Origin of the sequence: Duncaniella dubosii (genome assembly GCF_004803915.1) — a bacterium.
Classification (GTDB): domain Bacteria; phylum Bacteroidota; class Bacteroidia; order Bacteroidales; family Muribaculaceae; genus Duncaniella; species Duncaniella dubosii.
Genome location: NZ_CP039396.1, coordinates 1,134,851 through 1,161,623 on the forward strand (window position 1 = coordinate 1,134,851; position 26,773 = coordinate 1,161,623).

At 51.4% G+C, this 26,773-nt stretch carries 19 protein-coding genes and 2 pseudogenes; 15 read left to right on the top strand and 6 right to left on the bottom strand.

The features are described from left to right. The first annotated feature begins 177 nt into the window (after window positions 1-177). A complete protein-coding gene (locus tag E7747_RS04965; RefSeq protein ID WP_136414485.1) occupies window positions 178-1,818 on the top strand; it encodes a S41 family peptidase in 1,641 nt (546 codons plus the stop codon). 182 nt (window positions 1,819-2,000) lie between these two features. Here the strand turns inward: E7747_RS04965 and E7747_RS04970 are convergent, their stop codons facing one another. Continuing rightward, a complete protein-coding gene (locus E7747_RS04970; RefSeq protein ID WP_136414486.1) occupies window positions 2,001-2,540 on the bottom strand; it encodes an outer membrane beta-barrel protein in 540 nt (179 codons plus the stop codon). A gap of 326 nt (window positions 2,541-2,866) precedes the next feature. Between E7747_RS04970 and bioA the strand changes: the two are divergent. From bioA to E7747_RS05005, 7 genes and pseudogenes are all read left to right on the top strand, one after another. Continuing rightward, a pseudogene (gene bioA, locus E7747_RS04975) lies at window positions 2,867-4,123 on the top strand (adenosylmethionine--8-amino-7-oxononanoate transaminase); the annotation flags it as partial. Further along, a complete protein-coding gene (locus E7747_RS04980) occupies window positions 4,120-5,259 on the top strand; it encodes an aminotransferase class I/II-fold pyridoxal phosphate-dependent enzyme (RefSeq protein ID WP_168185236.1) in 1,140 nt (379 codons plus the stop codon). The pseudogene bioA and the gene E7747_RS04980, both read left to right, overlap by 4 nt. After that, complete coding sequence (locus E7747_RS04985) at window positions 5,256-6,680, top strand: pimeloyl-ACP methyl esterase BioG family protein (RefSeq protein WP_136414492.1); 1,425 nt, start codon at window positions 5,256-5,258, stop codon at window positions 6,678-6,680. The genes E7747_RS04980 and E7747_RS04985 overlap by 4 nt, the downstream gene beginning before the upstream one ends. A 22-nt stretch (window positions 6,681-6,702) precedes the next feature. Then, a complete protein-coding gene (bioD, locus tag E7747_RS04990; protein WP_136414494.1) occupies window positions 6,703-7,341 on the top strand; it encodes a dethiobiotin synthase in 639 nt (212 codons plus the stop codon). A gap of 95 nt (window positions 7,342-7,436) precedes the next feature. Continuing rightward, window positions 7,437-8,081: a 3'-5' exonuclease gene (locus E7747_RS04995; protein ID WP_123613846.1), complete on the top strand. Its 645-nt coding sequence runs from the start codon at window positions 7,437-7,439 to the stop codon at window positions 8,079-8,081. Between the two features lie 99 nt (window positions 8,082-8,180). Beyond that, window positions 8,181-8,387: a hypothetical protein gene (locus E7747_RS05000; protein ID WP_123613845.1), complete on the top strand. Its 207-nt coding sequence runs from the start codon at window positions 8,181-8,183 to the stop codon at window positions 8,385-8,387. Window positions 8,388-8,411: 24 nt separating this feature from the next. After that, window positions 8,412-9,209, top strand: coding sequence for a formate/nitrite transporter family protein (locus E7747_RS05005; RefSeq protein WP_136414496.1), 798 nt, complete (start codon window positions 8,412-8,414; stop codon window positions 9,207-9,209). A 360-nt stretch (window positions 9,210-9,569) separates the two neighbouring features. Here E7747_RS05005 and E7747_RS05010 read toward each other — a convergent pair whose 3' ends face one another. After that, entirely contained in the window at window positions 9,570-10,127 is a 558-nt protein-coding gene (locus tag E7747_RS05010) for a Crp/Fnr family transcriptional regulator (protein WP_136414498.1), read from the bottom strand. Between the two features lie 248 nt (window positions 10,128-10,375). Next, entirely contained in the window at window positions 10,376-12,061 is a 1,686-nt protein-coding gene (ettA, locus tag E7747_RS05015; protein ID WP_123613842.1) for an energy-dependent translational throttle protein EttA, read from the bottom strand. A gap of 165 nt (window positions 12,062-12,226) precedes the next feature. On the opposite strand from ettA, the gene E7747_RS05020 reads away from it, so the two are divergent. Then, window positions 12,227-13,378 (top strand): MFS transporter, encoded by a 1,152-nt coding sequence (locus E7747_RS05020; RefSeq protein ID WP_123613841.1) that lies wholly within the window; start codon window positions 12,227-12,229, stop codon window positions 13,376-13,378. Between the two features lie 30 nt (window positions 13,379-13,408). On the opposite strand, the gene def is transcribed toward E7747_RS05020, so the two are convergent. Continuing rightward, the gene (gene def / locus E7747_RS05025) at window positions 13,409-13,975 is read right to left on the bottom strand and encodes a peptide deformylase (protein WP_123613840.1); all 567 of its coding nucleotides are present in this window, start codon (window positions 13,973-13,975) and stop codon (window positions 13,409-13,411) included. 56 nt (window positions 13,976-14,031) lie between these two features. Continuing rightward, window positions 14,032-14,454, bottom strand: coding sequence for a Holliday junction resolvase RuvX (gene ruvX / locus E7747_RS05030; RefSeq protein WP_136414500.1), 423 nt, complete (start codon window positions 14,452-14,454; stop codon window positions 14,032-14,034). A 101-nt stretch (window positions 14,455-14,555) separates the two neighbouring features. Here ruvX and pelA point away from each other — a divergent pair, with 101 nt between their 5' ends. The 4 genes from pelA to E7747_RS05050 all read left to right on the top strand — a co-directional run bounded on the left by pelA (window position 14,556) and on the right by E7747_RS05050 (window position 21,343). Then, window positions 14,556-15,704 carry a pectate lyase gene (gene pelA, locus E7747_RS05035; protein ID WP_136414502.1) on the top strand — a complete coding sequence of 383 codons (1,149 nt, stop codon included), beginning with the start codon at window positions 14,556-14,558 and terminating at the stop codon, window positions 15,702-15,704. Between the two features lie 143 nt (window positions 15,705-15,847). Further along, window positions 15,848-18,016 (top strand): glycoside hydrolase family 97 protein, encoded by a 2,169-nt coding sequence (locus E7747_RS05040; protein ID WP_136414504.1) that lies wholly within the window; start codon window positions 15,848-15,850, stop codon window positions 18,014-18,016. 236 nt (window positions 18,017-18,252) lie between these two features. Continuing rightward, window positions 18,253-20,724: a thiol protease/hemagglutinin PrtT gene (locus E7747_RS05045; RefSeq protein WP_136414505.1), complete on the top strand. Its 2,472-nt coding sequence runs from the start codon at window positions 18,253-18,255 to the stop codon at window positions 20,722-20,724. A 1-nt stretch (window position 20,725) separates the two neighbouring features. After that, on the top strand, window positions 20,726-21,343 hold the full coding sequence (locus E7747_RS05050) for a hypothetical protein (protein WP_136414507.1): 618 nt from the start codon (window positions 20,726-20,728) through the stop codon (window positions 21,341-21,343). 78 nt (window positions 21,344-21,421) lie between these two features. Here E7747_RS05050 and E7747_RS05055 read toward each other — a convergent pair whose 3' ends face one another. Beyond that, complete coding sequence (locus E7747_RS05055) at window positions 21,422-23,089, bottom strand: nucleoside kinase (protein ID WP_136414509.1); 1,668 nt, start codon at window positions 23,087-23,089, stop codon at window positions 21,422-21,424. Between the two features lie 340 nt (window positions 23,090-23,429). On the opposite strand from E7747_RS05055, the gene pheT reads away from it, so the two are divergent. Together pheT and E7747_RS05065 are read left to right on the top strand one after the other, a co-directional pair. Then, window positions 23,430-25,895, top strand: a complete 2,466-nt coding sequence (gene pheT, locus E7747_RS05060) for a phenylalanine--tRNA ligase subunit beta (protein WP_136414511.1) — start codon at window positions 23,430-23,432, stop codon at window positions 25,893-25,895. A 75-nt stretch (window positions 25,896-25,970) separates the two neighbouring features. Next, window positions 25,971-26,707: pseudogene (locus E7747_RS05065) on the top strand (YebC/PmpR family DNA-binding transcriptional regulator). The last annotated feature ends 66 nt before the right edge of the window (window positions 26,708-26,773 follow it).

Below are 26,773 nucleotides of genomic sequence, written 5' to 3' on the forward strand. Positions count from 1 at the left end.
AATATAAAAATACCGAATCGTCTGATTCAATTTCACAAATATAGCTCTTTTTTTATCCATATCCATAATTTTGGCAGTAAAACTATTAATTTTTCATAAAAATACAATATGTCTGTAACTAACGAATGATTATCACGTCTTATAATCATATAACCAATCAAAAAGCATCCTTCAATCATGATTAGCCTAAAGACACTCATTGCGGCCGCCGTCATCACGATTTCCATAACGGATATGCCTATATGCGGACAGACAACACTGAAAACAACCATCGATCCTGTTACCCTCATACTCGACGGGCGGAAAGCCGACGGCGGATGGCGGCTGATACCCGGCCCGAAGACCGATGTGCTTGACACGACTGCGAAAAACATCACATTTGCCACCGACACCGACACGCTCAACATCACACTCGACGAATGGCAGTCAAAAGATTTCATAATCCTGACAGCCAAAGGCGACACCGCACGCGTAAGAGTCAACTGCACGGCTGCCAACCCCTACGAAAATCCTGACCCGGCACTCCTTAAAAAAGCTCCGTCCGGACTTCTCAGCCGGAAGCAGGCCGAATTTGACATCAACGCGCTCGTATATAGCCTGAGCCAGATACACCCCGACATTTTCTCGACCTGCAGACAGGCCGACTTCTTCCGCGCAGTCAACACGGCGATAGCCTCTCTCCCGGACTCGGTCAGCGTCATGGAGCTCTACCGTAGGACTGCTCCGATAGTGGCCATGATAGGCGACGGGCATACCAACCTTACATTCCCCTACAGCAAAGTCTTTACCAAAGAGCTCAAACGGATGCCGGTGTGGGTTGACGTGCTCAGTGACAAGTCAATCGTCTGCCGTTCGAGCCTAGACTCCATAATCCCCCGTGGCGCGAAGATTCTGAGCATCAACGGCCACACTGACACTGAGATGATAGACGCAATGATGCCCTTTGTAGCCGGCGAGCGCGAACACTTCAAGCTCTCGCGAATCGACAGTTCCTTCCCGGCCCTGCGCCACATGCTCTTTCCGGCCGACACGTTCGAAATAAGCTATCTGCCCGAAGGCGCAAAGAAACCGCTGTCAGTCACATATCAGGCAATATCGTTTGACGAAGCAAAAAGACGAAGCCCGGCGTTGCCCGAATCAGGCTCGGATAATCCGTATTCATTCACGATTGATAAAAAGAACAATGTCGCCATCATGGACTTCCGTGAATTCAGCGATGTCGGGCGCATGGAAAGTTTTGCAGACTCGATGTTCACAGCCCTGCGCAAAAACAAAATAGGCAACCTCATCATCGACCTGCGGAAAAACGGAGGCGGCAACAGTTCTGTGGGTGACAGACTGCTCCGCTACATCACCCCCGAACCATATATGCAGATGGACAAGGCGCTCGTCAAAATAACCCCGCTCACAAAGAAACTCATGAAAGCCCCCGACATCGTGCCGACGTTCATGTTTTGGGAAGCTACTCCCGACCAATACATCGTTCCGCGCACAGCCGACGAAGGCCACTATGACGGAAATGTCTATCTCCTGACCTCAAACAAGACATTCTCGTCGGCCGGTTCATTTGCTTGGGCATTCAAGGAATGCGGCATGGGAACAGTCATCGGCGAGGAGACAGGTGGCATGAACGTCTGCTTCGGCGATGTGCTCAGCTACCGCATGCCGGTATCCCGTCTGCAGTGTTCCGTGTCATTCAAACGTTTCTGGCAATTCCGCGCCGACGAAAACGACATCCACGGCACTATCCCGGACATCGCTGTCCCGGCCGCAAAAGCTATGGACACGGCACTCAAGCTTGTAAAGAAGTCAAAATAAGGTATAGTTCCCTCCGCACTTATATCACAATAAACATACTCAAGCCACAATTATACACAGAACCTGCAATAACACAGAAGTCCGTCTGTTTCAAGTGCGAAACAGACGGACTTCTTATTTTTATCATTCACGGTGCAAAACGGGTTCAGATTACATTTCACCCCGGATTTGTCACAATTTTTTTAGAAGTGGTAGTAGAAACCAAACATGAGGTTGTTGCTGTTGAGATCAAGACCCCAGTTTTCGGGTGCTCCATTGTTCTTCGCCGGACGGTTGCCACCCTGATATCCGAGGAAACCGACGTGTGCTACAAGACTGAATTTCTCGCTGAGATTGAGGGCGACACCGGGACGGAATCCGATTCCGTATTCCACAGCTGTGTGTCCGTGAGCGCGGCCGATGCCGAAATCAACGCCACCGTCGACAAACAGATCCACACGCTCTGAGCTGAAATAAGTATAGCGAGCATAAGGATTAACCTTGAAAACAGTCTTCTCCTCGCCGCCTGACTTCCTGTAAGAAGCGCCGAGTATCGCACCAAGAGCGAAGTTATCTGTCACATTATAACCGAGTTCCGGGAGGACTGTCACCTGAGTGCTCTTGATACCGCTGGCTGATTCTGTTGTCCTTCCGAAGGTTACCTGACCTCCTGCATACCAACTCTGGGCTGAGGCACCTAATGTCATAATGGCCATTACTGCCATAAGTAAAAACTTCTTCATAACAATGTTTTTTACGTTTAGAATATTGATGATTAATAAAATATCATTTATAGTGGAAACATGAAAAAGCCCTCTTGCCGGAGTTGATAGCAAATCTTTGACAATCACTTTTTCATCTATTAAACATTTCTTTCACAAAAAAGGTTGAATACGTCATCGAAAAACCATGACCGTCCGGCTAATTTCAGGCATGTTTACGGCATGATTACTTTCTCACGAAAAAAACTTAACTTTGCAACAACTTTAAGACATATTCAGACATGTTCACTGATACCGAAACACAAAACGATATTTATAATATATGTGATTGCGAGACGCTCCACGACCGCTTTGACCGCGAGCATCTCTGGCATCCCTATACATCAACCATCAATCCGCTACCGACCTACAAAGTGGAATCGGCCGACGGAGTGCGCATACGCCTCGCCGACGGGCGTGAGCTTATCGACGGCATGTCGTCATGGTGGTGCGTCATACACGGCTATAACCATCCTGAGATAAACGAGGCCCTGCAACGCCAGCTCGGAAAAATGAGCCATGTGATGTTCGGCGGCCTTACACACTCTCCGGCCATCGAACTCGGGAAGCTGCTTCTTGAAATGGCTCCGCCCTCAATGCACAACATTTTCTATGCCGATTCCGGTTCCGTAGCCGTCGAGGTGGCGATGAAAATGGCCGTTCAGGCGGCCGTATCAAAGTCAGGCGACCACAGAAAAACAAACTTCGTCACCATCCGCAGCGGCTATCACGGCGACACATGGAACGCCATGAGCGTCTGCGATCCTGTGACCGGAATGCACGGCGCATTCGGAACGGCTCTCCCAATCAGATACTTCGCACCTGCACCTGAAGTGACGTTTGACGGTCGCTGGAATCCCGCCGACATAGAGCCTCTCGCCGGTATAATCAAGGAACACAAGGACGAACTTGCAGCCCTGATTCTCGAACCCATCGTACAGGGAGCAGGCGGCATGCGTTTCTATCATCCCCAATATCTCCGCGAAGCCCGTCGGCTCTGCGATGAAGCCGGTATATATCTGATTTTCGATGAAATTGCAACCGGCTTCTGGCGCACAGGCAAATGCTTTGCGTGGGAACATGCCGGAGTAGAACCCGACATCATGTGTATCGGCAAAGGGCTGACTGCCGGCTACATGACCATGAGCGCCGTCCTTACCACACGCGATGTCGCCGATACAATCTCGCGTGGCGAGGCCGGAGTGATGATGCACGGCCCGACGTTCATGGCCAATCCGCTCGCATGCGCCGTTGCCGTCGCATCGCTCAGACTGCTGCGCGAGCAGAACATGAAACAACGGGTCGCACACATCGAAGCCGTCATCCGCCGCCACATCGCCGCAGCCGCCCTCGTCAAAGGGGTCAGAGACATCCGCGTACTCGGCTCAATCGGCGTAATCGAAATGGAAGAGCCGGTCGATGTAGGCGAGTTCCAGAAGCGATGTGTCGAACGCGGCATCTGGGTGCGCCCGTTCGGACGCAACGTCTACATCATGCCACCATATATAATCTCAGACAGAGATCTGAAATATCTTATTGAAAAAATGATCGAGTGCATCAAGTGAACACTTACTCCGACATACTCTCACGCCTCCGTGCCGACGGCAACTTCCGCTCCATCCCACGCGAGCTTGTCGACAGCGATAGCGTCACTGACCTGTCGTCGAACGACTATCTCGGCCTCGGCGCAGACCGTGGGTTGCAGGACCACTTCTTCAGCTCGGCCTACAACCGCCGGATTCCAATGACTTCCTCGGCCTCGCGCCTTCTCAGCGGACGCCAGAGAGAATATGAAGACCTCGAAAACTTCCTTGCGGAACTTTACGGACGCCCCTGCCTGCTGTTCAACAGCGGTTATCATGCGAACACCGGCATGATACAGGCGCTTGCGACAGGCGACACCATGATTGTTGCCGACAAGCTCGTCCACGCAAGCATAATCGACGGCATCACTCTGTCGAAATCAGCCTTCACCCGATTCCGCCACAACGACACTTCACATCTTGAAAAAATACTCGCCAAAGAAGCGGCCGCCCACGAAAGGGTGCTCATCGTTGTGGAAAGTGTCTACAGCATGGACGGCGACCGTGCCGACATCGACACTATCGTGGGGCTGAAGGAGAAATACCCCAACGCAATGCTTTATGTCGACGAGGCCCATGCGTTTGGCGTAGAGGGGCCGAAGGGACTTGGCTTATGCCGTGGAAACGGAAATTTCGACAAAATCGACATCATAGTAGGGACGTTCGGAAAGGCTGCGGCATCAGCCGGTGCGTTCTGTGCGGTCTCCCCTACCCTACGCGACTACCTCATCAACCGTGCACGCAGCCTGATATTCTCGACATCGCTGCCGCCGATGACTGTCGCATGGACACATTATATGATTGAGACATTCCTCGCGATGGATGAACAGCGCCGCCATCTCAAAGCTCTCGGAGAGCGGTTGCGCCAACATCTCCAGCCACTGTCGCCCGGATTTCCCATCACCGCAAGCCACATACAGCCTTTTGTCACCGGCTCTGCCGAAAAAGCCGTATCCCTCTCGGAAAAACTGCTTGCCGAAGGCTTCAAGGTGCTCCCGATACGCACGCCGACCGTCCCTCCCGGAACGGAAAGACTGCGCATAAGCCTGAGCAGCGCAATGAGCATCGACTGTATCGACCGCTTTGGCGAAACACTCGCAAAACTGATTTCATCATGAAATTCCACGTATTCCCCGCCAAGGACAACTCAAGCCACGACCGCGCCCTGCTGATTTTTGCCGGCTGGGGCATGGACGAGAAACCTTTCAGCCGTCTGCATCTTCCCGGTTATCATATAATAGTAATCTGGGATTACCGCGACAACAGATTTCCCGACCGACTCGAACGCACGATGGAAACCTTCGGTGAAATCGCTGTCATCGCATGGTCATTCGGAGTTCCTGCGGCAACAGATTTCCTGCTGTCACACCGCTCGCTCCCCGTCACGGCACGAATAGCCGTCAACGGAACGATGCACCCTGTCAACAATCAGAAGGGAATCTCGGAAGATATATTCCGGGGGACACTTGAAGGTCTTGATGAAAAATCATTGTCGAAATTTTATCTGCGCATGTGCGGCTCTGGTGCGGCAATGCGGCTTTTTTCCGAGACACTCCCTGACCGCAGTCCGTCGGAATTGCGGGAAGAACTGACAGCTATAGCAGACCGCCGCACGGTCGCTCCGCATGGATTATGGGAGCGTGCGGTCATAAGTTCGGACGACCGCATTATTCCACCCGACAATCAGATTCAGGCTTGGCGCGAAGAGGCAATCGAGACAATACGCATAGACGGCCCTCACCTCCCCAATTTCAACCGTCTCTTCCAATCACTTCTGACTGAAAAAGGACTTGTCGCCGAAAAGTTCACCCGCGCCGAGACTACCTATGACGACAATGCCATCGTTCAGCGCGAAATCGCCGAACGCCTCTGTAGCTTCGCATCCGAGGCTTTGAAAGAAATATCAACCGGTGCCTCCTGCCCGATGGATGTCCTTGAAATCGGATGCGGAACGGGGCTTACCACACGCATGCTATGCCGGGCGACCGGTCTTGACAAAATCGAGGTCTGGGATCTTCATATCCCCTCGTCAATTCAGGAATCCATGCCGGATGTCAGGCTATCGGCTCGCGAATGTGATGCCGAGATCGAAATCCGCCGACTCCCAAGCGAAAGTCTCGACATGATTTTTTCCGCATCCACAATGCAATGGTTCAACTCCCCGAAAACATTCATGAGCGAATGTGCCCGCGTACTCCGCAAAGGCGGCTATGCCATACTCTCGACATTCGGTCCGGGGACAATGACCGAGATAGGAAGTCTGTTGAACAGCAGACGCCACTATCCGTCTGTAGACGCGCTCCGGAGCATGCTTCCCGACGGATGTGCGGTAATCAGCCTCATATCCGGGACACGCACCATTCTGTTCGAGACACCTGCCGATGCTATGCGCCACGTAAAACTCACCGGGGTCAACGCCCTTAGCAGCAGACACGGCAGCATCTCCGCACGAACAATACTCTCATCCTATCCCCTCACCCCTACGGGACAAGCACCGGTCACATACGAACCGGTCTACATCGTATTCAGAAAAATATAATCACCACCTTATTAGATAAGACATGGGTCAGGCATATTTCATCTCAGGAATCGACACCGACGCCGGCAAAAGCTACGTCACCGGCTATATCGCATCGCGCCTCATGAAAGAGGGCAAGAGTGTGGCAACCCAGAAATTCATCCAGACCGGCAACATCGGTTTTTCGGAAGATATAGACCTTCACCGAAAAATCATGGGTATCGGACCGTTGCCAGAGGATATCGACCACACTACCGCCCCGATAATCTTCTCTTATCCGGCATCGGCACAACTCGCCGCCCGCATGGACGAACGAGATATAGACCTCAACATCATCGACAGATCGACTGAAATTCTCTGCAGCCGCTACGACATTGTGCTTGTCGAAGGGGCTGGAGGGCTGATGGTCCCTATCACCGACGATTTTTTCACCATCGACTATGTGGAGTCGCGCAAACTGCCGATAATATTAGTGACCAACGGAGTTCTCGGATCAATCAACCATACCATCCTATCACTTGAAGCCATTAAATCACGCGGGATAAGGCTCGCCGCCGTCATCTACAACGAGCACTTCGACACCGACCGCATCATCAGCGCAGACTCTCAGGCATTCCTCCGGCGCTACGTCAGCCGCAACTTCCCGGACACCTGCTTCGCCACAATACCCACTCTCGATTAAAACACTTTTTAAATACGCTCTAACACTATTTGAAACCATTTTTTAGGCGATTTCAACAATAATAAGTAACTTTGCGTCCTAAAACGCATATTCCAATGGACATCAATTCTTTTAGCATCTCAATATCAAAGGAGCAGCTGTCGGGACTGCCGACGGTAGAATTTGCCGGCTCTATAACGGTGCTTGAAAATATGCCCGATGCCTTGGAAGCCCTCCGCTATCTCAATACATGTAAGGCGGTAGGATTCGACACCGAGACAAAACCAAATTTCCGAAAGGGGCAGACCAATACGGTCTCGCTGATTCAGATTTCCACTCTCGACCATTCATTCCTGTTCCGTCTTAACAAACTCGGTTTCTTCCCGGAACTGCGCGAGTTCATGGAATCAGACAAAGTAACAAAAGTCGGGCTTTCGCTGCGAGATGATTTCCATGTCCTCCACAGGATAGCCAGCTTCGAACCGGCTGAATTCATCGACCTGCAAAATGTCGTGAAGTCATTCCATATCGCCGACTCAAGCCTGCAAAAGATATATGGAATAATTTTCAACGGACGCATCTCGAAAAGCCAGCGTCTGAGCAACTGGGAAGCCGCCCAGCTGAGTCAGGGTCAGAAAATCTATGCGTCGATCGACGCATGGGCATGTCTGCGAATCTACCGGCATCTGATGGACGGCTGTTTCGACCCTGCAGAGTCGGCCTACATACACCACGATTCCGGAACAGCCGAAGGACAATAGTCTGTCTCTTCCCGATTCCTGACAGCAACCATTAAACAGATTCATCCCACTTAATACCTGACACTTCATAATTAAAACTTTAAACTTAACCTAAAAACCATGAAACTACGACGTTCAACAGTCATCCCGTCCATCCTCCTGATTTATCTCGGAGTGATGAGCTACATCGGTTATTCCGAATTCCAGCAAGGAAACTATCTATACTACTTCGGTGTTATCGGCGCCACATTGCTCATAATTGCCATCCTGCATGTTTTTCTGAAAAAACGGGAGCGCCTGCGGGAGAACGATTCACGCCGGACGTAGAAATAAACACAGTATCAACGAAACATGCAAATCAGAACCCCAAGAGAAATCACTGAAACCGCCGCAACTGTCGGCGCAGCCAAAGCTAATCTTACAGTCAAGAATCCCTCGCGTCTTCTGCTCGCATCGTGTCTTGCCGGAGTCTACATAGCTCTTGGCGGAATCTTATCGCTTATTGTCGGCTACGGTTTCCCGGAACTGACAGAAGCCAATCCGGCAGTCCAGAAACTTCTGAGCGGGTGCATGTTTCCAATCGGTCTTATATTGGTGGTAGTGCTCGGCGCAGAACTTTTCACCGGCAACAATGCCCTCCTCATCCCGTCATACGCAAAAGGCAGCCACAGCTTCGGGCTTGTCATGCGTAACTGGGTAATGGTATATATCGGAAACTTCATCGGCGCAATTGCTTTTACATATATAATGGTCTATGCCTGCGGGCTTACTTCGTCCGCACCCTACCACGAAGCCATCATCAACATTGCCAAAGCAAAAGTATCGATGACATGGCTGACAGTATTCATAAAGGGAATCGGAGCTAACTGGTGTGTCTGCCTTGCGGTATGGCTCGCTCTTTCCGGAAAGACATTTTTTGAGAAAGCCCTCGGCTGCTGGCTGCCGGTAATGGCATTCGTAGTACTCGGCTACGAACACTCGATTGCCAACATGTTCTTCATCCCCCTCGGCATGATGGAGGGCGCGGACATAGGCATAATTGAAGCAATAACAACCAATATTATTCCTGCCACCCTCGGTAACATAGTCGGAGGAGCTCTCCTCGTCGGCGCAGTCAACGCATATATCCACGAAATCAGGAAAGACTGATCCCCAACAATACGGGTAGAAAAACAACAACGCATGGCTGCGATCTCACATCGTGGCCATGCGTTGCCTTTATGTATGATTTTACTGTTGGCTGTTAAGAGACAGCAGTATTCCTGCATCTCTTTTTTCTTATTCCTCAGATTCAGTGTTGCGCTCAATATCGAAAGCGTAGGTTAAATCAATGCCAGAGCGCGATAAAAAAACATTATCTACTATTAGTAAAAAATTGATGATCGATCATCAGATATATTTCTCATAGCTTTATTCAGAGGTTTAACTCTGCAAAGTTATGAAATATAATCGACGAAAGATGTGACAAATGTCACAATCGTCTCCCGCAGCGGGTGACAACGTTATTTTTTATTTCGTCTTCTGATTACGGAAGCGATGAAGCTGCCGGCGGGAGATGTTCAGATATGAAGCAAGGTCTCCGACAGGTACGAGGTCAAGAATACGTGGGAAACGTTCGAGAAGATGTGCGTAGCGCTGTTCAGGGGTGAAACGGTAGATGTTAAGCACATGGTCATAGGCTTGTCCGAACAACACCTGCAGAAATTTCACCTTGACTTCAGGCCGGGTGTCAAGAATCTCACATATATACGACGAAGGGACAACCATCACTTCCGAATCTTCCAATGCGATTATGTCCGTAGGCATTTTCTCTCCGGCCAAGGCACTGAGATAATTGGCGACGACCGCATCCTCGAAGACAAAGCCTACAGCCTTGGCATGACCGGCATTATCTGTCAGGGAGTGTTTGAATCCACCCGAGACAATCCACCCTACACGCTGCAACACTTCACCGGCATGCACGAAATATTCGCCACGCCTGAAAAACAATCTTTCTCCGCGGGTCTCACATAAATTCTTCCAGAACGAAAAATCAAGAGCTTCTTCAAAAGCATTGAACTGTGACATATCAACGATTATAAGTAACCATTCAAATTAAGCAATCCAAGACACAATGTAACTTTCCTGTAAAATAGTCATAAGCTCTTGTGTCTGACGACAGCCCCAAAGAATATGAATAATTATGAAGAGTTACTATTTTTATATGTTACAACAGATTCCTGACTTCCGGTCCGCGCCGTCATTATAATCAGAGTCATAACGACGGCCGGATGAAAATCAAGAATCCGTTGTCATGTCAACTGTCCTACAGCCGACTATTCCATGAGCTTGCGATAACGGCGGCGCGTAGGCTCTTTGCCGTCGTTGTGGGCACGCTTGTAATCCTCGTAGTCGGAGTATGAACCTTCAAAGAAGACCACATTGCCGTCGCCTTCAAACGAAAGGATGTGTGTGCAGATGCGATCGAGGAACCAACGGTCGTGGCTCACGACAACGGCGCATCCGGCGAAATCGTCGAGACCTTCTTCAAGAGCGCGAAGCGTATTCACGTCAATATCGTTGGTAGGTTCGTCGAGCAGAAGCACGTTGCCCTCCTCTTTAAGCGCCATTGCAAGGTGAAGGCGGTTACGCTCGCCACCCGAAAGCACTGCTATTTTTTTCTCCTGATCAGCGCCGGTGAAGTTGAAACGCGAAAGATAGGCTCGGGCATTGACATCACGGCCACCCATGCGGAAGCTTTCCACTCCCTGCGAAATCACCTCGTAGACACTCTTGTCGGGAAGAAGGTCGTGGTGAGTCTGGTCGACGTATGCAATCTTGACAGTCTCGCCTACCTCAAACGTACCTGCATCGGGAGTCTCCTGCCCCATGATCAGACGGAAAAGAGTGGTCTTTCCCGCACCGTTCGGTCCGATGACACCGACAATACCGCCCTGCGGGAGCGAGAAGCTCAGATCCTTGAAAAGCTGCTTCTTGCCGAAAGCCTTCGAGAATCCCTGCACGTCAATGACCTTGCTGCCGAGACGCGGACCATTGGGGATGAAAATCTCAAGACGCTCTTCCTTCTCCTTCTGGTCCTCGTTGAGAAGACGGTCGTAGCTCGAAAGACGGGCCTTGCCTTTGGCCTGACGGGCCTTGGGAGCCATACGCACCCATTCAAGCTCGCGTTCGAGAGTCTTGCGACGCTTCGATGCCTGCTTCTCCTCCTGAGCCATGCGTTTGGTCTTCTGGTCGAGCCATGAGGAATAATTACCCTTCCAAGGTATTCCCTCGCCACGGTCAAGCTCAAGAATCCAGCCTGCGACGTGGTCAAGGAAGTAACGGTCGTGGGTGATGGCGATGACCGTTCCCGGATATTGCTGAAGATGCTGTTCGAGCCAGTCGATCGACTCAGCGTCAAGGTGGTTGGTAGGCTCGTCGAGAAGCAGGATGTCGGGCTGCTGAAGGAGCAGACGGCAAAGAGCCACACGACGGCGTTCGCCTCCTGAAAGGGTGGTCACACTCTGGTCGTCGGGCGGACACTGGAGAGCATCCATCGCACGTTCGAGCTTAGAATCTATGTTCCACGCATCGGCGGCGTCAAGCTTGTCCTGAAGCTCTGCCTGACGTGCGAGAAGGGCATCCATCTTGTCGGGGTCTTCAAGCACATCCGGGTCGCCGAACGATTCATTTACCTTATCGAACTCGGCAAGAAGATCCATGATCGGCTGCACTCCTTCGCGCACAACCTCAATGACGGTCTTGGAGGGATCGAGCTGCGGATCTTGTTCGAGATAGCCCACAGAGTAGCCCGGAGAGAAGACCACCTCGCCCTGATAGCTCTTGTCGAGGCCGGCTATGATTTTCAGAAGTGAGGACTTACCTGAACCGTTGAGACCGATGATACCTATCTTAGCACCATAGAAAAATGAAAGATAGATGTTTTTCAACACCTGTTTCTGCGGCGGATATGTCTTTGAGACACCCACCATCGAGAATATTACTTTTTTATCGTCAGCCATATAACTGTTTTTATTATTTTTTTAATGATATTCTAATGCAACAACGGACTGGAATTTACATGCGGTTCATTGGAGTTCGGAATGAAATTCGTAATTTTGCGCCCCGAAAAATCACAGGACCAATCCATAAATAGAGTTTCTAATAGTTTCTAACAGATCGCCGTTATGCAACGTGGATTAATAGCTTTGGCCATAGGCACTTTTGCCCTTGGCATTGCCGAATTCGGTATGATGGGAATACTCAGTGATGTAACCCGAAGCGTCAACGTCAGTGTCGTTGACGGCGGACACCTGATTTCGGCTTATTCGCTCGGTGTCGCCATAGGCGCACCCATGCTCATATTTCTCCGCAAGATGCCTTTGAAGAGGCTTTTGCTCTTGCTTGCAGTCATTATCACAGCGGGCAACACAATGGCAGCCCTCTCGACAGGCTTCCCGATGCTGCTCTGCGCCCGTTTCCTCTCAGGACTGCCCCACGGAGCTTTCTTTGGCGCAGGAGCTATCGTCTGCTCACGGCTCGCATCGCCGGGACATGGCGCTCAGGCAGTAGCCGTGATGGTCGGAGGCATGACCGTAGCCAACGTAGCCGGAGTACCGGCCGCAACACTTATCAGCAACCTGTTCAACTGGCGCATCGCTTTTGCAATGGTCGCCCTGTTCGGAGGACTGGCGCTGGTGGGCATCCGCGCATGGATTCCGCGACTCGAACCGCTGCCGGATTCCGGCATGAAAGGCCAGTTCCGCTTTCTCAAAAGCGCTGCACCTTGGCTGATCTACGCCGGTGTCTTTTTCGGACAGGCCAGCGTCTACTGCTGGTTCAGCTATGTCGACCCGATAATGACCAAAGTGACCGGCTTCACGGGTTCAGCCATGACATGGGTCATGATGCTCGCGGGCATAGGTATGGTCACCGGAAACGCCATCGCCGGAAAACTCGCCGACCGCTTCGGAGTCGCACGCGTGTGCGGCACTCTTGCAGCATCGATGCTTGCAGTCATGCCGATGCTCTATCTCTTTGCCGACGTGAAGATAGCCTCACTCGCGCTGATGTTTCTTGCCACAGGGGCGCTGTTCGGCATCGGCGGTCCGTTGCAATATCTCATAGTCCGTTTCGCCAAAGGAGGCGAAATGCTCGGAGGAGCAGGCATACAGATTGCATTCAATGTCTCGAACGCTGTTAGCGCGGCTCTCGGAGGAATTGCTATCCACCACGGATTCGGTCTTGCCTCTCCGGCATTGGTCGGTGTGCCGTTTGCAGCCGTCGGTGCCGCAGCCCTGTTTATATTGCGAAGCAAATACAAGACTCAAGGCGCATAACCGCCATGACTCCTACGGAATGTTCGGCCGTCACTTACGGCTCTTTGGAGCGTATTTGACGGGATAGTCGCAGCGGGTCTTCCCGGCGATTATGTTGTTGAGCTTTCCCTTGATGAGCTGCTTGCGTATCATCGAGATATGGTCGATATAGAGCATTCCTTCAAGATGGTCGCACTCATGCTGAACGATTCGCGCGAGGAAACCTGTGATGACTTCTTCGTGAGGTTCGAAATTCTCATCGACCCATTTAAGCCTGATATTTTCCACACGAGGAACTCTTTCAGAAAGTCCCGGCAGGCTCAGACAGCCTTCATCACGGACCACGGTCTCACCGTCAAGAATCTCGATTTCCGGATTTATGAGGGTGAGTTTCCGACCCTCGCATTCGGGGAAACTGTCTTTGACAGGATCGGCGTCTATGACAACGATTCTGTCGGAAAGTCCAATCTGCGGAGCGGCGAGACCGACACCTTCGCTATCATACATGGTCTCATACATTTTTTCGACAAGTTCCTTGAGACCGTTGTAGTCTGACGAGACCGGGGCTGCAATCTTGCGGAGCACCGGATGACCGTATAAATATACTGGTAAACGCATTTCGTATTCGGAATGATTTTTATAAGTTCTATATCTTCACTGTCGGGCATCACTGCTCACCTCATCATGTCGCGGCTTTCGAGATAACCGTTAAGGATGATGACCGCTGCCATGCGGTCGATCGCGGCTTTGTCGCGACGGTCGCTTTTCTTAACGCCGGAATCAATCATGGCACGATGCGCGAGAGTCGAGGTGAAACGTTCATCGAAAAATTTTATTTCAATGTCGGGAAGTTCCTTTCTAAGCCGGTTGATGGCAGGAGTGATGTAACGCATCGACTCCGAGGGCTGTCCGTCGAGCGTCTTGGGGAGACCGACTATTATTTCGTCGACCCGTTCACGAGCCACGTATGATTTGATATATGGTATCAGCTGTGCCGATGGCACAGTGTCAAGCGCCGTGGCCACTATCTGCAACACATCGGTCACAGCAAGTCCGCAGCGCTTACGTCCGTAGTCTATAGCGAGCAATCGTCCCATTTTTAATTGCAAAGGTACGAAAAATTCCTAATATTATTTTTTATGTGTACATTTGCGATACAAAATTTACCTTCAATCACAATCATCACATCAGCAATATCATGAAAAGACTTGTCAAGACTGCATTCATTGCCTTAATCTGCAATTTTATCGTCAACGACGCTATGGCCGCACCGAAACGTGATTACGAACTGCGCCGCACCGACAAAGAATTTTTCACGACGCCCGAAGCTGCACGCATCGGAGAGCAGGTGCTCGCCTACCAGCGTGTCACAGGAGGATGGCCCAAGAACATAGACATGTGCCGTCCTCACACTCCCGAAGAGCTTGCTGAAATCAAGACCCAGCGCGACCGCCGCAACGATTCGACCACCGACAATAACGCCACAACAACACAGATGACATTCCTCGCACGGCTTTATCAGGCAACCGGCGATACACGTTACCGCGACGCTTTTCTCGCAGGAATGGAATATCTTCTCTCAGGACAGTATCCCAATGGCGGATGGCCGCAGTTCTGGCCTGATCCGCAGGGATATCAGATACACATCACCTTCAACGACGGCGCGATGGCCAATACACTCACACTTCTGCGCGACATTTTCGAGCAACATGAGCCATATGGAGGAAACCTGACAGACGAAACACTCCGCACACGTCTGCGAGTAGCCTTCGAAAAAGGAATCGACTGCATACTCGCCACACAGATACGTGTCGACGGAAAGCCGACCGTCTGGTGCCAGCAGCATGACCGCGAGACATTTGCCCCAGCTCCCGCACGCTCCTACGAGATGCCGTCGTTCTGCTCGGCCGAAAGCTCACAGATAGTCGGTCTGCTCATGCAGCTCCCCGCCCCCGACAAAAGAATAAAGGAAGCTGTACACGGTGCGATGGCATGGTTCGAGGCCAACAAGCTCATGGGCTACCGTCTGGAACGCACAGGCCGACCCAAATCGCCGGAATCCGACACCCGTCTTGTGGCCGACCTGACAGCCGGCCCTCTGTGGGGACGCTTCTACGACCTTGAGAAATGCGAAATCTATGTCTGCGACCGCGACGGCATTCCCCGCAAATCTCTCGAAGAAATCGGCCACGAGCGTCGCAACGGCTACAGCTGGTATAACGACAATCCGCTCTCGCTCTATCCCGTTTACGACAAGTGGGCCGACCTCAATGATCCCGACGGAAAAGTCAGAATCGACATGTCTCTTGTCAACAAGGCCGAGGCTCGCGGGCAAAAGCGCCGCTGATTGCCGGCTTATCCACAGCTCCCGGTTCAAGTTTCTGCTTAAAATCTTGATTGTTAAGTGAATTTTTCGTAAGTTTGCATTTATAACACAATACAATATCATACTTACTCATTCTTAACCTCAAAATTCACCAACCACACACAATGAACCATCAGACATTTTTAGCATTAGCTTGTATGGCTCTCGTGGCAAACGGCATGTCAGGTGCGGAAAAACTGACATCTCCCGACGGAGACATATCGCTTACATTCGAACTGCGCGACGGACGCCCTACCTATTTTGTCGATTTCAAAGGCAAGGAAGTTATCGCCCCCTCCGGCCTCGGATTTGACCTGTTCAGCGAATCAGGCCGAAACAGCTTTGACCAGCAGGGAAAGAAAGCCGCAGCCGATGCTCTGTCTCTGAAAGACGGTTTCGAGCTTGTCAACACCACACGCGACAGCGTTGATGAAAACTGGGAACCCGTATGGGGAGAGGAAACACTCATCCGCAACAACTATAACGAGATGTCGGTCACACTGCGCCAGCCTGCTTTCGACCGCACGATGGTGGTACGCTTCCGTGCGTATGACGACGGCATAGGATTCAGATATGAATTTCCCGGCCAGCCCAATCTCAACTATTTTGTCATCGCGGAGGAAAACACGGAATTTGCCATGACCGGCGACCACACCGCCTACTGGATTCCCGGCGACTACGACACCCAGGAATACAACTACACAAAATCGCGTCTGAGCGAAATCCGCGACCTCTTTCCCTCAAAGATCAACCCGGACAACGCCTCGACCACACCTTTCTCACCGACAGGCGTGCAGACGGCACTCCAGCTGAAAACAGACGACGGCATATATCTCAACATCCATGAAGCCGGAACCATCGACTACCCGACCATGCACCTCAACCTCAACGACACAACCATGACTTTCCACTCATGGCTGACTCCCGACAATCAGGGGCGTAAAGGTTATATGCAGACTCCGGCCAACACTCCTTGGCGTTCGGTAATCATCACAGACGATGCCCGAGACATCCTCGCCTCACGCCTCATCTACAACCTCAACGACCCGACAAAGTATGAGGATACCTCTTGGATCAAACCGGTGAAATATATCGGTGTGTGGTGGGAGATGATCACAGGCGCAGGCTCATGGAACTATACCGACGATGTCTACTCCGTGAAACTCGGCGAGACAGACTACACCAAGACAAAGCCAAACGGCCGTCACAGCGCCAATACCGAAAAAGTGAAACGATATATCGACTTCGCGGCCGAACACGGTTTTGACCAAGTGCTCGTAGAAGGCTGGAACGAAGGCTGGGAGGACTGGTTCGGACAGTCGAAGGACTATGTGTTTGACTTCGTGACACCCTATCCCGACTTCGACCTCAAGGGTCTGAACGAATACGCCCATTCAAAAGGCGTGAAACTGATGATGCACCACGAGACCTCCGGCTCTGTCCGCAACTACGAGCGCCATATGGAAAAAGCCTATCAGCTCATGAACGACTACGGTTATAATGCGGTGAAGAGCGGCTATGTCGGCAACATGATTCCACGCGGAGAATATCACTACTCACAGTGGCTCAACAACCATTACCTCCATGCCGTGAAGGAAGCTGCAAAACACAAAATCATGGTCAACGCCCATGAGGCCAGCCGTCCGACCGGTCTCGCCCGCACCTACCCCAACCTCATCGGCAACGAAAGCGCGCGCGGCACGGAATATCAGGCAATGGGCGGCAACGACAAAACACACACCTCCATACTCCCCTTCACACGCCTTCAGGGTGGCCCGATGGACTACACTCCCGGAATCTTCGAATTCGACCTGTCGACCTTCACACCGGGCAACAATTCCAAAATCGCTTCGACCATTCCCGGACAGCTCGCTCTCTATGTGACCATGTACAGTCCCCTACAGATGGCCGCAGACCTTCCCGAGCATTACGAAAAGCATCTCGATGCCTTCCAGTTCATCAAGGATGTTCCCGTCGAGTGGGAACGCTCGGTCTATCTCGAAGCCGAACCGATGGACTATGTGACAGTGGCCCGCAAGGACAAGAACTCCGATGAATGGTATGTCGGCTCAACCGCCGGAACTGCCGACCGGAAGAGCGAGATAGCACTTTCATTCCTTGATCCGGGACGAAAATACGAGGCAACCATCTATGCCGAAGCACCCGATGCAAACACGGTCGACGGACAGACACGCTACACAATCACCAAGAAGACCGTGACTTCGAAATCAAAACTAAGCATCCACGAACTTGCCGGAGGAGGCTATGCGATTTCAATAAAACCGCTTTCATAAGAGATGAAGCCCGACCGTTCTCAATACAATTTATTTATGAATCCAATATAGTCATAACAGCCTGCATCAACGACAGCCTGAAAGAGACATCTGAAATTCCGGCCGTTGCAGATGCGGGCTTTTTCTCTCCATCTCCGCTGATTAACGAATTTCATCACTAAATACTATACAAAAAATAATGCAAACGATTCCGACATTAGTAACTATAAGTTAACCATAACTAATCAAACTGTAAAATGCGAAAATCTTTACTTATCCTCTCGTTTGTTGGCTTGATAGGAAGCTCAGTGGACGCACGCACTCTTACACCGGCCGAGGCTCTCGCAAGGGCGCTCGACAACGGTAAAACATCAGCAACCCACCGCGCTCCGCTACGCAAGTCACCGATCCTGACCGTAGGCGAACAGAATTCGCCTTCGCTCTATGTTTTCGACCAAGGCAGCGAAGGCTACCTCGTGGTATCGGCCGACGACGTTGCCGCTCCCGTGCTCGGCTACAGCACGACCGGCTCTATCGACCCCGACAACATGCCTGACAACCTGCGATGGTGGCTCAATCAGTATAAAGCCGAAATCGAAGCCGCGACCAAAAACGGCACACCGGCCTATTCGCAGTACAGCAACGGCGACCGTGCTCCTATCGAGCCCCTTTTAAAGACCCGCTGGAATCAGGGCGAACCCTACAACAACGACTGCCCTCAGCTTGCCGGCAACTACACAGTGACAGGCTGCGTGGCCACCGCAATGGCTCAAGTGATGAACTATCATGAATGGCCGGCATCGTTCAACGCTGACTTCTCATATACATGGGCAACAGCCCAAAGCCAGCTTGTCTGGAAAGAAGACAACGTAACTTTCGACTGGGCAAACATGCTTGATGTCTACACCCGCGGACAATACGACACCACTCAGGCAGCCGCAGTGGCAAAACTGATGAAAGCATGCGGATACTCGGTCAACATGAACTATGACATCGAGCAACGCGGAGGCTCAGGCGCGCCATCAATCAGCATACCTCTCGCCCTTGTCAACACATTCGGCTACGACAAAGACGCACACATCGAATTCCGCTCTTTCTACGGACTTGACGAATGGGAGACAATCATCTACAACAATCTTAAAGAATGCGGCCCTGTCATCTATTCAGGCGCTAACGGAAGCGGAGCGGGACACTGTTTTGTCTGCGACGGCTACCAGTCTGACGGATATTTCCATTTCAACTGGGGCTGGGGCGGCGTAAGCGACGGCTATTTCCGTCTCACAGCCCTCGACCCTTCGTCGCAGGGCATAGGAGGCAGCACTGACGGCTATAACATCGGTCAGGACATTGTGGTCGGCATCAGAAAGCCGTCGTCTGACTCCAATAGCAGCTACATTGTCTGCGAAGGCCAGTTCAGCGCAGAAGTCACATCGAATAACGTGCTTAGCATCTCCGGCCCGTTCTATAATTTCTCTGCCGTCGAATTTATCGGCCAGCTCGGACTCCGATTAACTGATAATGACGGAAAAGCCATAGAGGAACTCTTTCTGCCTCTTGACACAATAAGTCCATATTCAGGTTATGGCGGATTCTCTATCGAACTTACATTGAAGGCCGGCGACTATCGCTTATATCCGGTTTACAAGCCATACAAAGGCCAGTCTAAAATAATGCCGACCCCCGCCGACCATCCGGGCTACATAGCCCTCCACAGCAATGGTGTTGTAATAACTGCTGAAGTACCCGAAGTCGGAGCATACGCAGTCGAAGATCTTAAATTCGAGACTCCACTCTATCAAGGTTATGGATTCGTGGTCACAGGCAATGCTCTGTGGACAGGACCTCTGAGCGTCTCGCAAACCATTTTCGGTGTACTTCTCACAGGCACAACATCCGAGACAACCGTCGCAATCGGCGAACAAATGGCACAAGAATTCTCCCCCAACAGTGTCGCAAGCCCGTTTGAATATCAGACTACATGGACTCAGACAATCCCCGATTACTCCACAGGCATTCCGGAAGGATCTTACTATTTCGCTATGGCCATCGCTGACAACAATAGCCCCAACGGCATCAGACTGATCTGCGAACCTATTCAGGTCTCCATGCTCGCAAATCCCGGCAACCCGGTGATTTCAAGCCCGATATGGAGCATCGCAAACGCCACCTCTGTCACCCCCGACAATATCAAGGTTTCTATGGTAGTTGCGTGCAGCTCTGGATATTTCTTCAATCGGATTCCTGTCTATGTGCTTGGCCCGATTCTCCCCGGAGTCACCACCTATACACCTGCGGTATTCTATTCCGACCGCATATCTCTTACAGCCGGAAAGAAAGAGATTGTCGACTTTACCATCCAGATGCCTAACGCTCTTCCCGGAGAGACATATCAGGCCTTCCTTGTAAACCCTGTCGACAACAATGAACTTTCCGCCAACCGTATCAATTTCACTATCAGTAACCAGACCGGCATTTCCGACATCCTGGCCGACACACCGCGCGGTGTGAGCGCAAGCCCCAACCCCGCCTATGACTATACGGTCATTACAGCCGGCAGCGAAATCACACGCATCGACATTGCCTCTCTTTCAGGAAGCTATGTTTCGGTTCCTGTCGAAATTGACGGTTCAAGCGCCCGTATCGATGTGACAGGGCTTGCCACCGGTCTCTACATAGCCCGCGTTGCGACTGCCAACGGCGTCGAATCTGTCAAGATTATAAAGAAATAATATGTCAGGCCATTCAATCATACCGGCAATCATACTCCTCTCAACCGCAGCCGGATGTTCCACCTCAAAAACCGCCGTCCCCGTGTCCCCGTCCGATGGGGGCACGGCCGTCGGGTGGAGCCACAGGCATGAAGTGGAAAAAACCGACACCACCACAACAATCCTTGTGCCCGGACAAATCAATCCCGGCGGGATACGCGGCGGACGGCCATCAACTGAAATTCCGAAAGTCAGAATCTATAAGACCAACGGAAACTATGCCGTCAATGTCCCTGTGACGCTTGATGCTTCACGCACGAAGCTCATATCGTTCCCTGCCCCCTCCGACCTGCAAGGATGTGAACCCGTTGAGCTTGACAACGGATTCTTGCTTGACCGGCGCGGAGTTGGACCGGCAACGGCCTTCACGCGTTGGACATATAAGGAATACTCCGCCCTTCCCTCCACACCCGCGACAGAGGAGATAATGGACAATCTTATTCCCGGCGCAGCCGTGACGGAACTCTATGAAATGCCGTTTACAATCGGCACTCCCGATGCCGTCGACCGATGCAACAGACTAATCGCCGAAGGGCTTTCAGGCTGCACGCCATTGCTTCAGGCTGTACAGCTCAAATAGAATCCGGCGACAGCAACAAAAAAACACGGGTAGCGGTTGAATGCTACCCGTGTTTTTTATATGTATGCCCATTGATTTTCAATAATGGAACGAAGATCCTCCGAGGAATTCACGTAGCAGCGAATTCGGCGGAATGAGCGTCGAAGGAATGGGCGAGAAATAGCCCAGAAACTTCCGCAGACGGTAGGCTTCGGCATATTCAGGCACATCTCTCGGCACACTTCTCAACACCTTATCGGCCTCGTCGCGCATGACTCCAAGCTCAAAGAGCAGTGAGGAGTTGAACATGGAATCGGCATTTTCCTGATAAGGGAAAATCCACTTTTCCTCACCTCTGCGCACACTCGGCCAGCGGCGTATTGTCTCAAGAGCATTCGTCCCACGATACTTGTAATCCCTGATAATCCTTCGCAACAGGCGGTTGTCGGTAGTCGACACCCAATTGTGGTCATCAATGGCAAGTGTCGTCAGCGCCGAGACATAAATCCTGTATTTCATCGCCGGATCGACATCGCGTGTCAGTTCGGGATTAAGGCCGTGGATACCCTCTATGAGCAATATGGAATTCGAATCGAGTTTTATGACCTCCTTGCGATACTCCCTCTCGCCACGTTCAAAATTGTAATATGGCAGTTCCACTTCCTCGCCTTTAATCAATTTGTTGAGATGCTCATTGAACAGTTCGAGGTCAAGTGCGAAAAGCGACTCATAGTCATAGTCGCCGCTCTCGTCGAGAGGCGTGTGATGGCGGTCAACGAAATAATTGTCAAGAGAAATCATCACCGGCTTCAACAGATTGGTGAGCAACTGCACCGCCAGACGTTTGGTGAATGTGGTCTTGCCCGACGACGAAGGTCCGGCAATCAGAACCACCCTCGCGCCTCCATCGTGATAGCGCTCTGTAATCTTGTCGGCGATAGCGCCGATGTATTTCGTATGGAGAGCCTCGGCCACATTTATCATCATGGCGCAGCCGCTGCCGGCGGCAACTTCATTCACATCACCGGCATCGCGGATGCCTATGATGTGGTTGAACTCAAGATAATCCGTAAAAGCCCTGTAAAGTTTCGGCTGGGAGAGCTGGATGGTCGGACGGGATGGATCGGCCAGATCCGGCCCGAGCAGCAGCAGTCCTTCCTCATAGGGCACAAGATCGAAAACCCCGAGCATACCTGTCCGCGGAACAAGATTGCCGTTATAAGTATCACAAAGACCGTCAAGTCTATAATATACCGTATACAGCTCATTGAGAGTCTCAAGCAGCTTGACTTTCTCATGAAGTCCCTGCCCTTTCATTATCTCGATTACATCTTTGGTAAGACGCTCCTTGCGCTCAAAAGGCAAATCGCGCTCGACAAGATCGCGCATTCCTTCCTTCAGACGGGCACACACCTCGCTGTCGACATCCATGCCCTTCAGACGGCAATAGTAACCACGCGAGACCGAATGGCTTATGACAAGCCTGACTCCCGGATAAATGGAAGCCACCGTGCGGTAGAGCATCATACACAGCGAACGAATGTAGCAACGATGACCCGACGGGGAGTCAACCGGCATAAACTCAATCATTTTCGGAGTGAAGACTGGAAACGAAAGGTCTTCTGCCTTGTTGTTGACACGTGCGCAGACCGGCACAAATGGAATACGCGTTCTGATACCCTCGTATATATCACTTAAAGTCATTCCGCCGTTGACAGGCAGATATTCGCCGATATTGGCGCAGTAAACTTTCAGCTGATTGCTCATGATGCGATGAATTTATTTTCCTCAAAGTTAACTCCGCTTTTGTTTAAATTTTGTAAACATTATTTTCCAATGAGTTAACTTACGTTAATTTAAGTCTTTTCTATAAATTTAACGGAAATAACCGCGATATTGTTCAGCATTCCAGAATGGGTCGTGCTAAAATTCCAATCAGGTCACGACCACAGATAAATCCTGCGTCTACAAGCGCATTATTGCTTATCTTTTCAGGTTTAATTTGCCGATAGTTTGCCGATATTTCGTAACTTTGCACATCTTTTGCCATCACACTCGGCAGTGCGGACGGCAAATCAAAGGTTAACCGAATATTCCAACCATTGTCATGAATATATCATATAACTGGCTTAAGAAATATCTTGACTTCAATCTCAGCCCCGACGAACTCGCGGCCGCACTCACCTCAATCGGTCTTGAAACCGGCTCGGTCGAGGAGATTGAATCAATCCGCGGTGGCCTCCGCGGCATCGTAATCGGCAAGGTTCTCACCTGTGTCGAGCATCCCAACAGCGACCATCTCCACATCACCACTGTAGACCTCGGCGACGGTGCGAAAACCCAGATTGTCTGCGGTGCGCCTAACGTGGCGGCCGGACAGACAGTTGTTGTAGCCACAGTCGGCACCACACTCTATGACGGCGACAAGGAGTTTGCAATAAAGAAATCCAAAATCCGCGGTGTCGAATCATTCGGAATGATCTGTGCCGAGGATGAAATCGGCGTGGGAACTTCGCACGACGGCATCATTGTCATTGCCGACGATGTGAAGCCCGGCACACCGGCTGCCGAATTCTATGGTCTCACTTCAGACTACGTGCTCGAAGTAGACCTCACCCCAAACCGTATCGACGCAGCATCTCACTACGGTGTGGCACGTGACCTCGCCGCATGGATGAGCGCCCACACTGAAGCCGGCAATCTCCACCGTCCGGAAGTCGGTGCATTTGCCATCGACACCCCCGAAGGGGGCATTACAGTTGACGTTGAAAACACCGACGCATGTCCCCGATACACCGGAGTTACAGTGCGTGGCGTGACAGTCAAGGAATCTCCGAAATGGCTTAAGGACGCTCTTTCGACCATCGGACTCCGCCCGATCAACAACATAGTCGATATCACCAACTATCTTCTCCACGGCATGGGGCAGCCGCTCCACTGCTTTGATGTGGCAAAAATCGCCGGCAACAAAATTGTGGTCAAGAATGCGAAGGAAGGTGAGAAATTCGTAACTCTCGACGGTGTGGAACACACTCTCGACTCACGCGACCTTATGATCTGCAACACCGAAGTCCCCATGTGTATCGCCGGTGTCTTCGGAGGTCTTGACTCAGGCGTGACCGAAGCCACCACCGATGTATTCCTTGAAAGCGCATATTTCAACCCGACTTCCGTCCGCAAGACAGCCCGCCGCCACGGTCTCAACACCGACTCGTCATTCCGCTTCGAGCGCGGTGTCGACCCCAACAATACTCTCTATGTGCTCAAGCTCGCAGCACTCATGGTCAAGGAGCTTGCCGGAGGTGAAATCTGCGGACCGCTCTGCGACAACTATCCGTCGCGAATCGAACCGGCTGAAGTCAGCCTCAGCTTCGAATATTTCGACAAGCTTATCGGCAAGCATATCCCCGCCGACACCATCGTCTCGATACTGAATAGCCTTGAAATGGAACTTACGGAAGTGACCGACGAAAAAGCCGACATGAAAGTGCCTACCTATCGCGTCGATGTCACCCGTCCCTGCGACGTGGCCGAAGACGTGCTCCGCATCTATGGCTACAACAACGTGGAGATTTCAAGCTCTGTCCGTTCAGCTCTCTCGTCGCAGAGCTTCGAGGATCAGGACAACAAGCTCCGTAACCTCATCAGCGAACAGCTGACCGCCGAAGGGTTCAATGAAATCCTCAACAATTCCCTCACAGCCGAAGCCTACTACACCGACCTTGCCGCTTATCCGGCCGACCATTGCGTCAGACTGCTCAACCCTCTGAGCAACGACCTTAACGTAATGCGCCAGACACTCCTTTTCGGAGGTCTCGAATCGCTCAGCCACAACATCAACCGCAAGATGGCAGACCTCGCCATGTATGAATTCGGCAATGTCTACTTCTTCAACCCGGCCGTTGAAGCCACGGCTGAAAAGGTTCTTGCCCCCTACAGCGAAGCTTCGCGTCTCGCCATATGGCTTACCGGCGCACTCCGTCCGGGCAACTGGGCACGCCCCGAACAGCCGGCGACCGTCTACGACATGAAGGCCGTCATCGCCAACGTCCTCAACCGTCTTGGCATAAATCCTGCTGAAATCAAGCTCGCGGCATCGTCATGCGCCCTTTACTCAGCCGCGCTCGACATCAACACCCGCTCAGGCAAGAATCTCGGCACACTCGGTGTGATATCCAAAAAACTGGCTTCGAAATTCGACATCAAGCAGGAAGTCATCTACTGTGAGCTCGACTGGCACGCACTTGTCAATCTATCGCTCCGCAAGAAAGTGAGCTACTTACCACTTGCCAAGACGATGCCGGTGAAGAGAGACCTCGCACTTCTGCTCGACAAGAACGTCACACTCGATCAGGTTGAAGCAATCGTCCGTGAAAGCGAACGCCGTCTGCTCAGGAGCGTGACCTTGTTTGACGTTTACGAAGGCAAGAATCTTCCCGAAGGCAAGAAGTCATACGCAATCGCCATCACTCTTCAGGATGATGAAAAGACCCTTCAGGACAAGCAGATCGAGGCCGTGATGAACAAAGTCATCGGAAATCTCACCAAAAAACTCGGTGCAGAGCTACGATAACGCTTAAAGACCGTGTAAACTTCAGACAAAACAATAGAAAAACAATAATAAAACTCAACTGTAACACTCACTATCATGGGAAGAGCATTTGAATACCGCAAAGCACGCAAACTCAAACGCTGGGGTAACATGTCGCGTACATTTACCCGTATAGGTAAGGAAATCACCATAGCAGCAAAGGCCGGAGGCCCCGATCCCTCAACCAACCCCGTCTCCGCGCACTCATGCAGAACGCCAAGGCAGCCAACATGCCCAAGGACACCGTTGAACGCGCAATCAAGAAAGCTACCGACAAGGATGCCGGCGACTACAAGGAAATCACCTATGAGGGATACGGCCCCCACGGAATCGCAATCTTCGTAGAAGCTGCGACCGACAACAACACCCGTACCGTTGCAAACGTCCGTTCTTATTTCACAAAACACGGAGGCAGCCTCGGAACTCAAGGCTCGCTCACTTTCCTTTTCGACCACAAGAGCGTCTTCAAAATCAAACCCAAAGAAGGCGTATCGCTCGAAGACCTCGAACTCGAACTCATCGACTACGGTGTGGACGAACTTGAAGACATCGTTGACGAGGAATCAGGCGAAGAGCAGGTGATTCTCTACGGTGCGTTCGAAGAATACTCAAACATCCAGAAATATCTCGAAGACAACGGCTTCGAAATCATTTCGTCTGAATTCGAACGTATTCCCAACGACGTTAAGGAAGTCACTCCCGAACAGCGTGCCGCCATCGAAAAACTTCTCGAAAAAATCGAAGAAGACGAAGACGTGCAGAATGTGTTCCACAACATGAAGGAAGAGGATTAATCCTCCTGCCACTTCAGAAAAATATCACTCTAAGGCGGAAGTAATGACCATTGCGACATGGCCGGT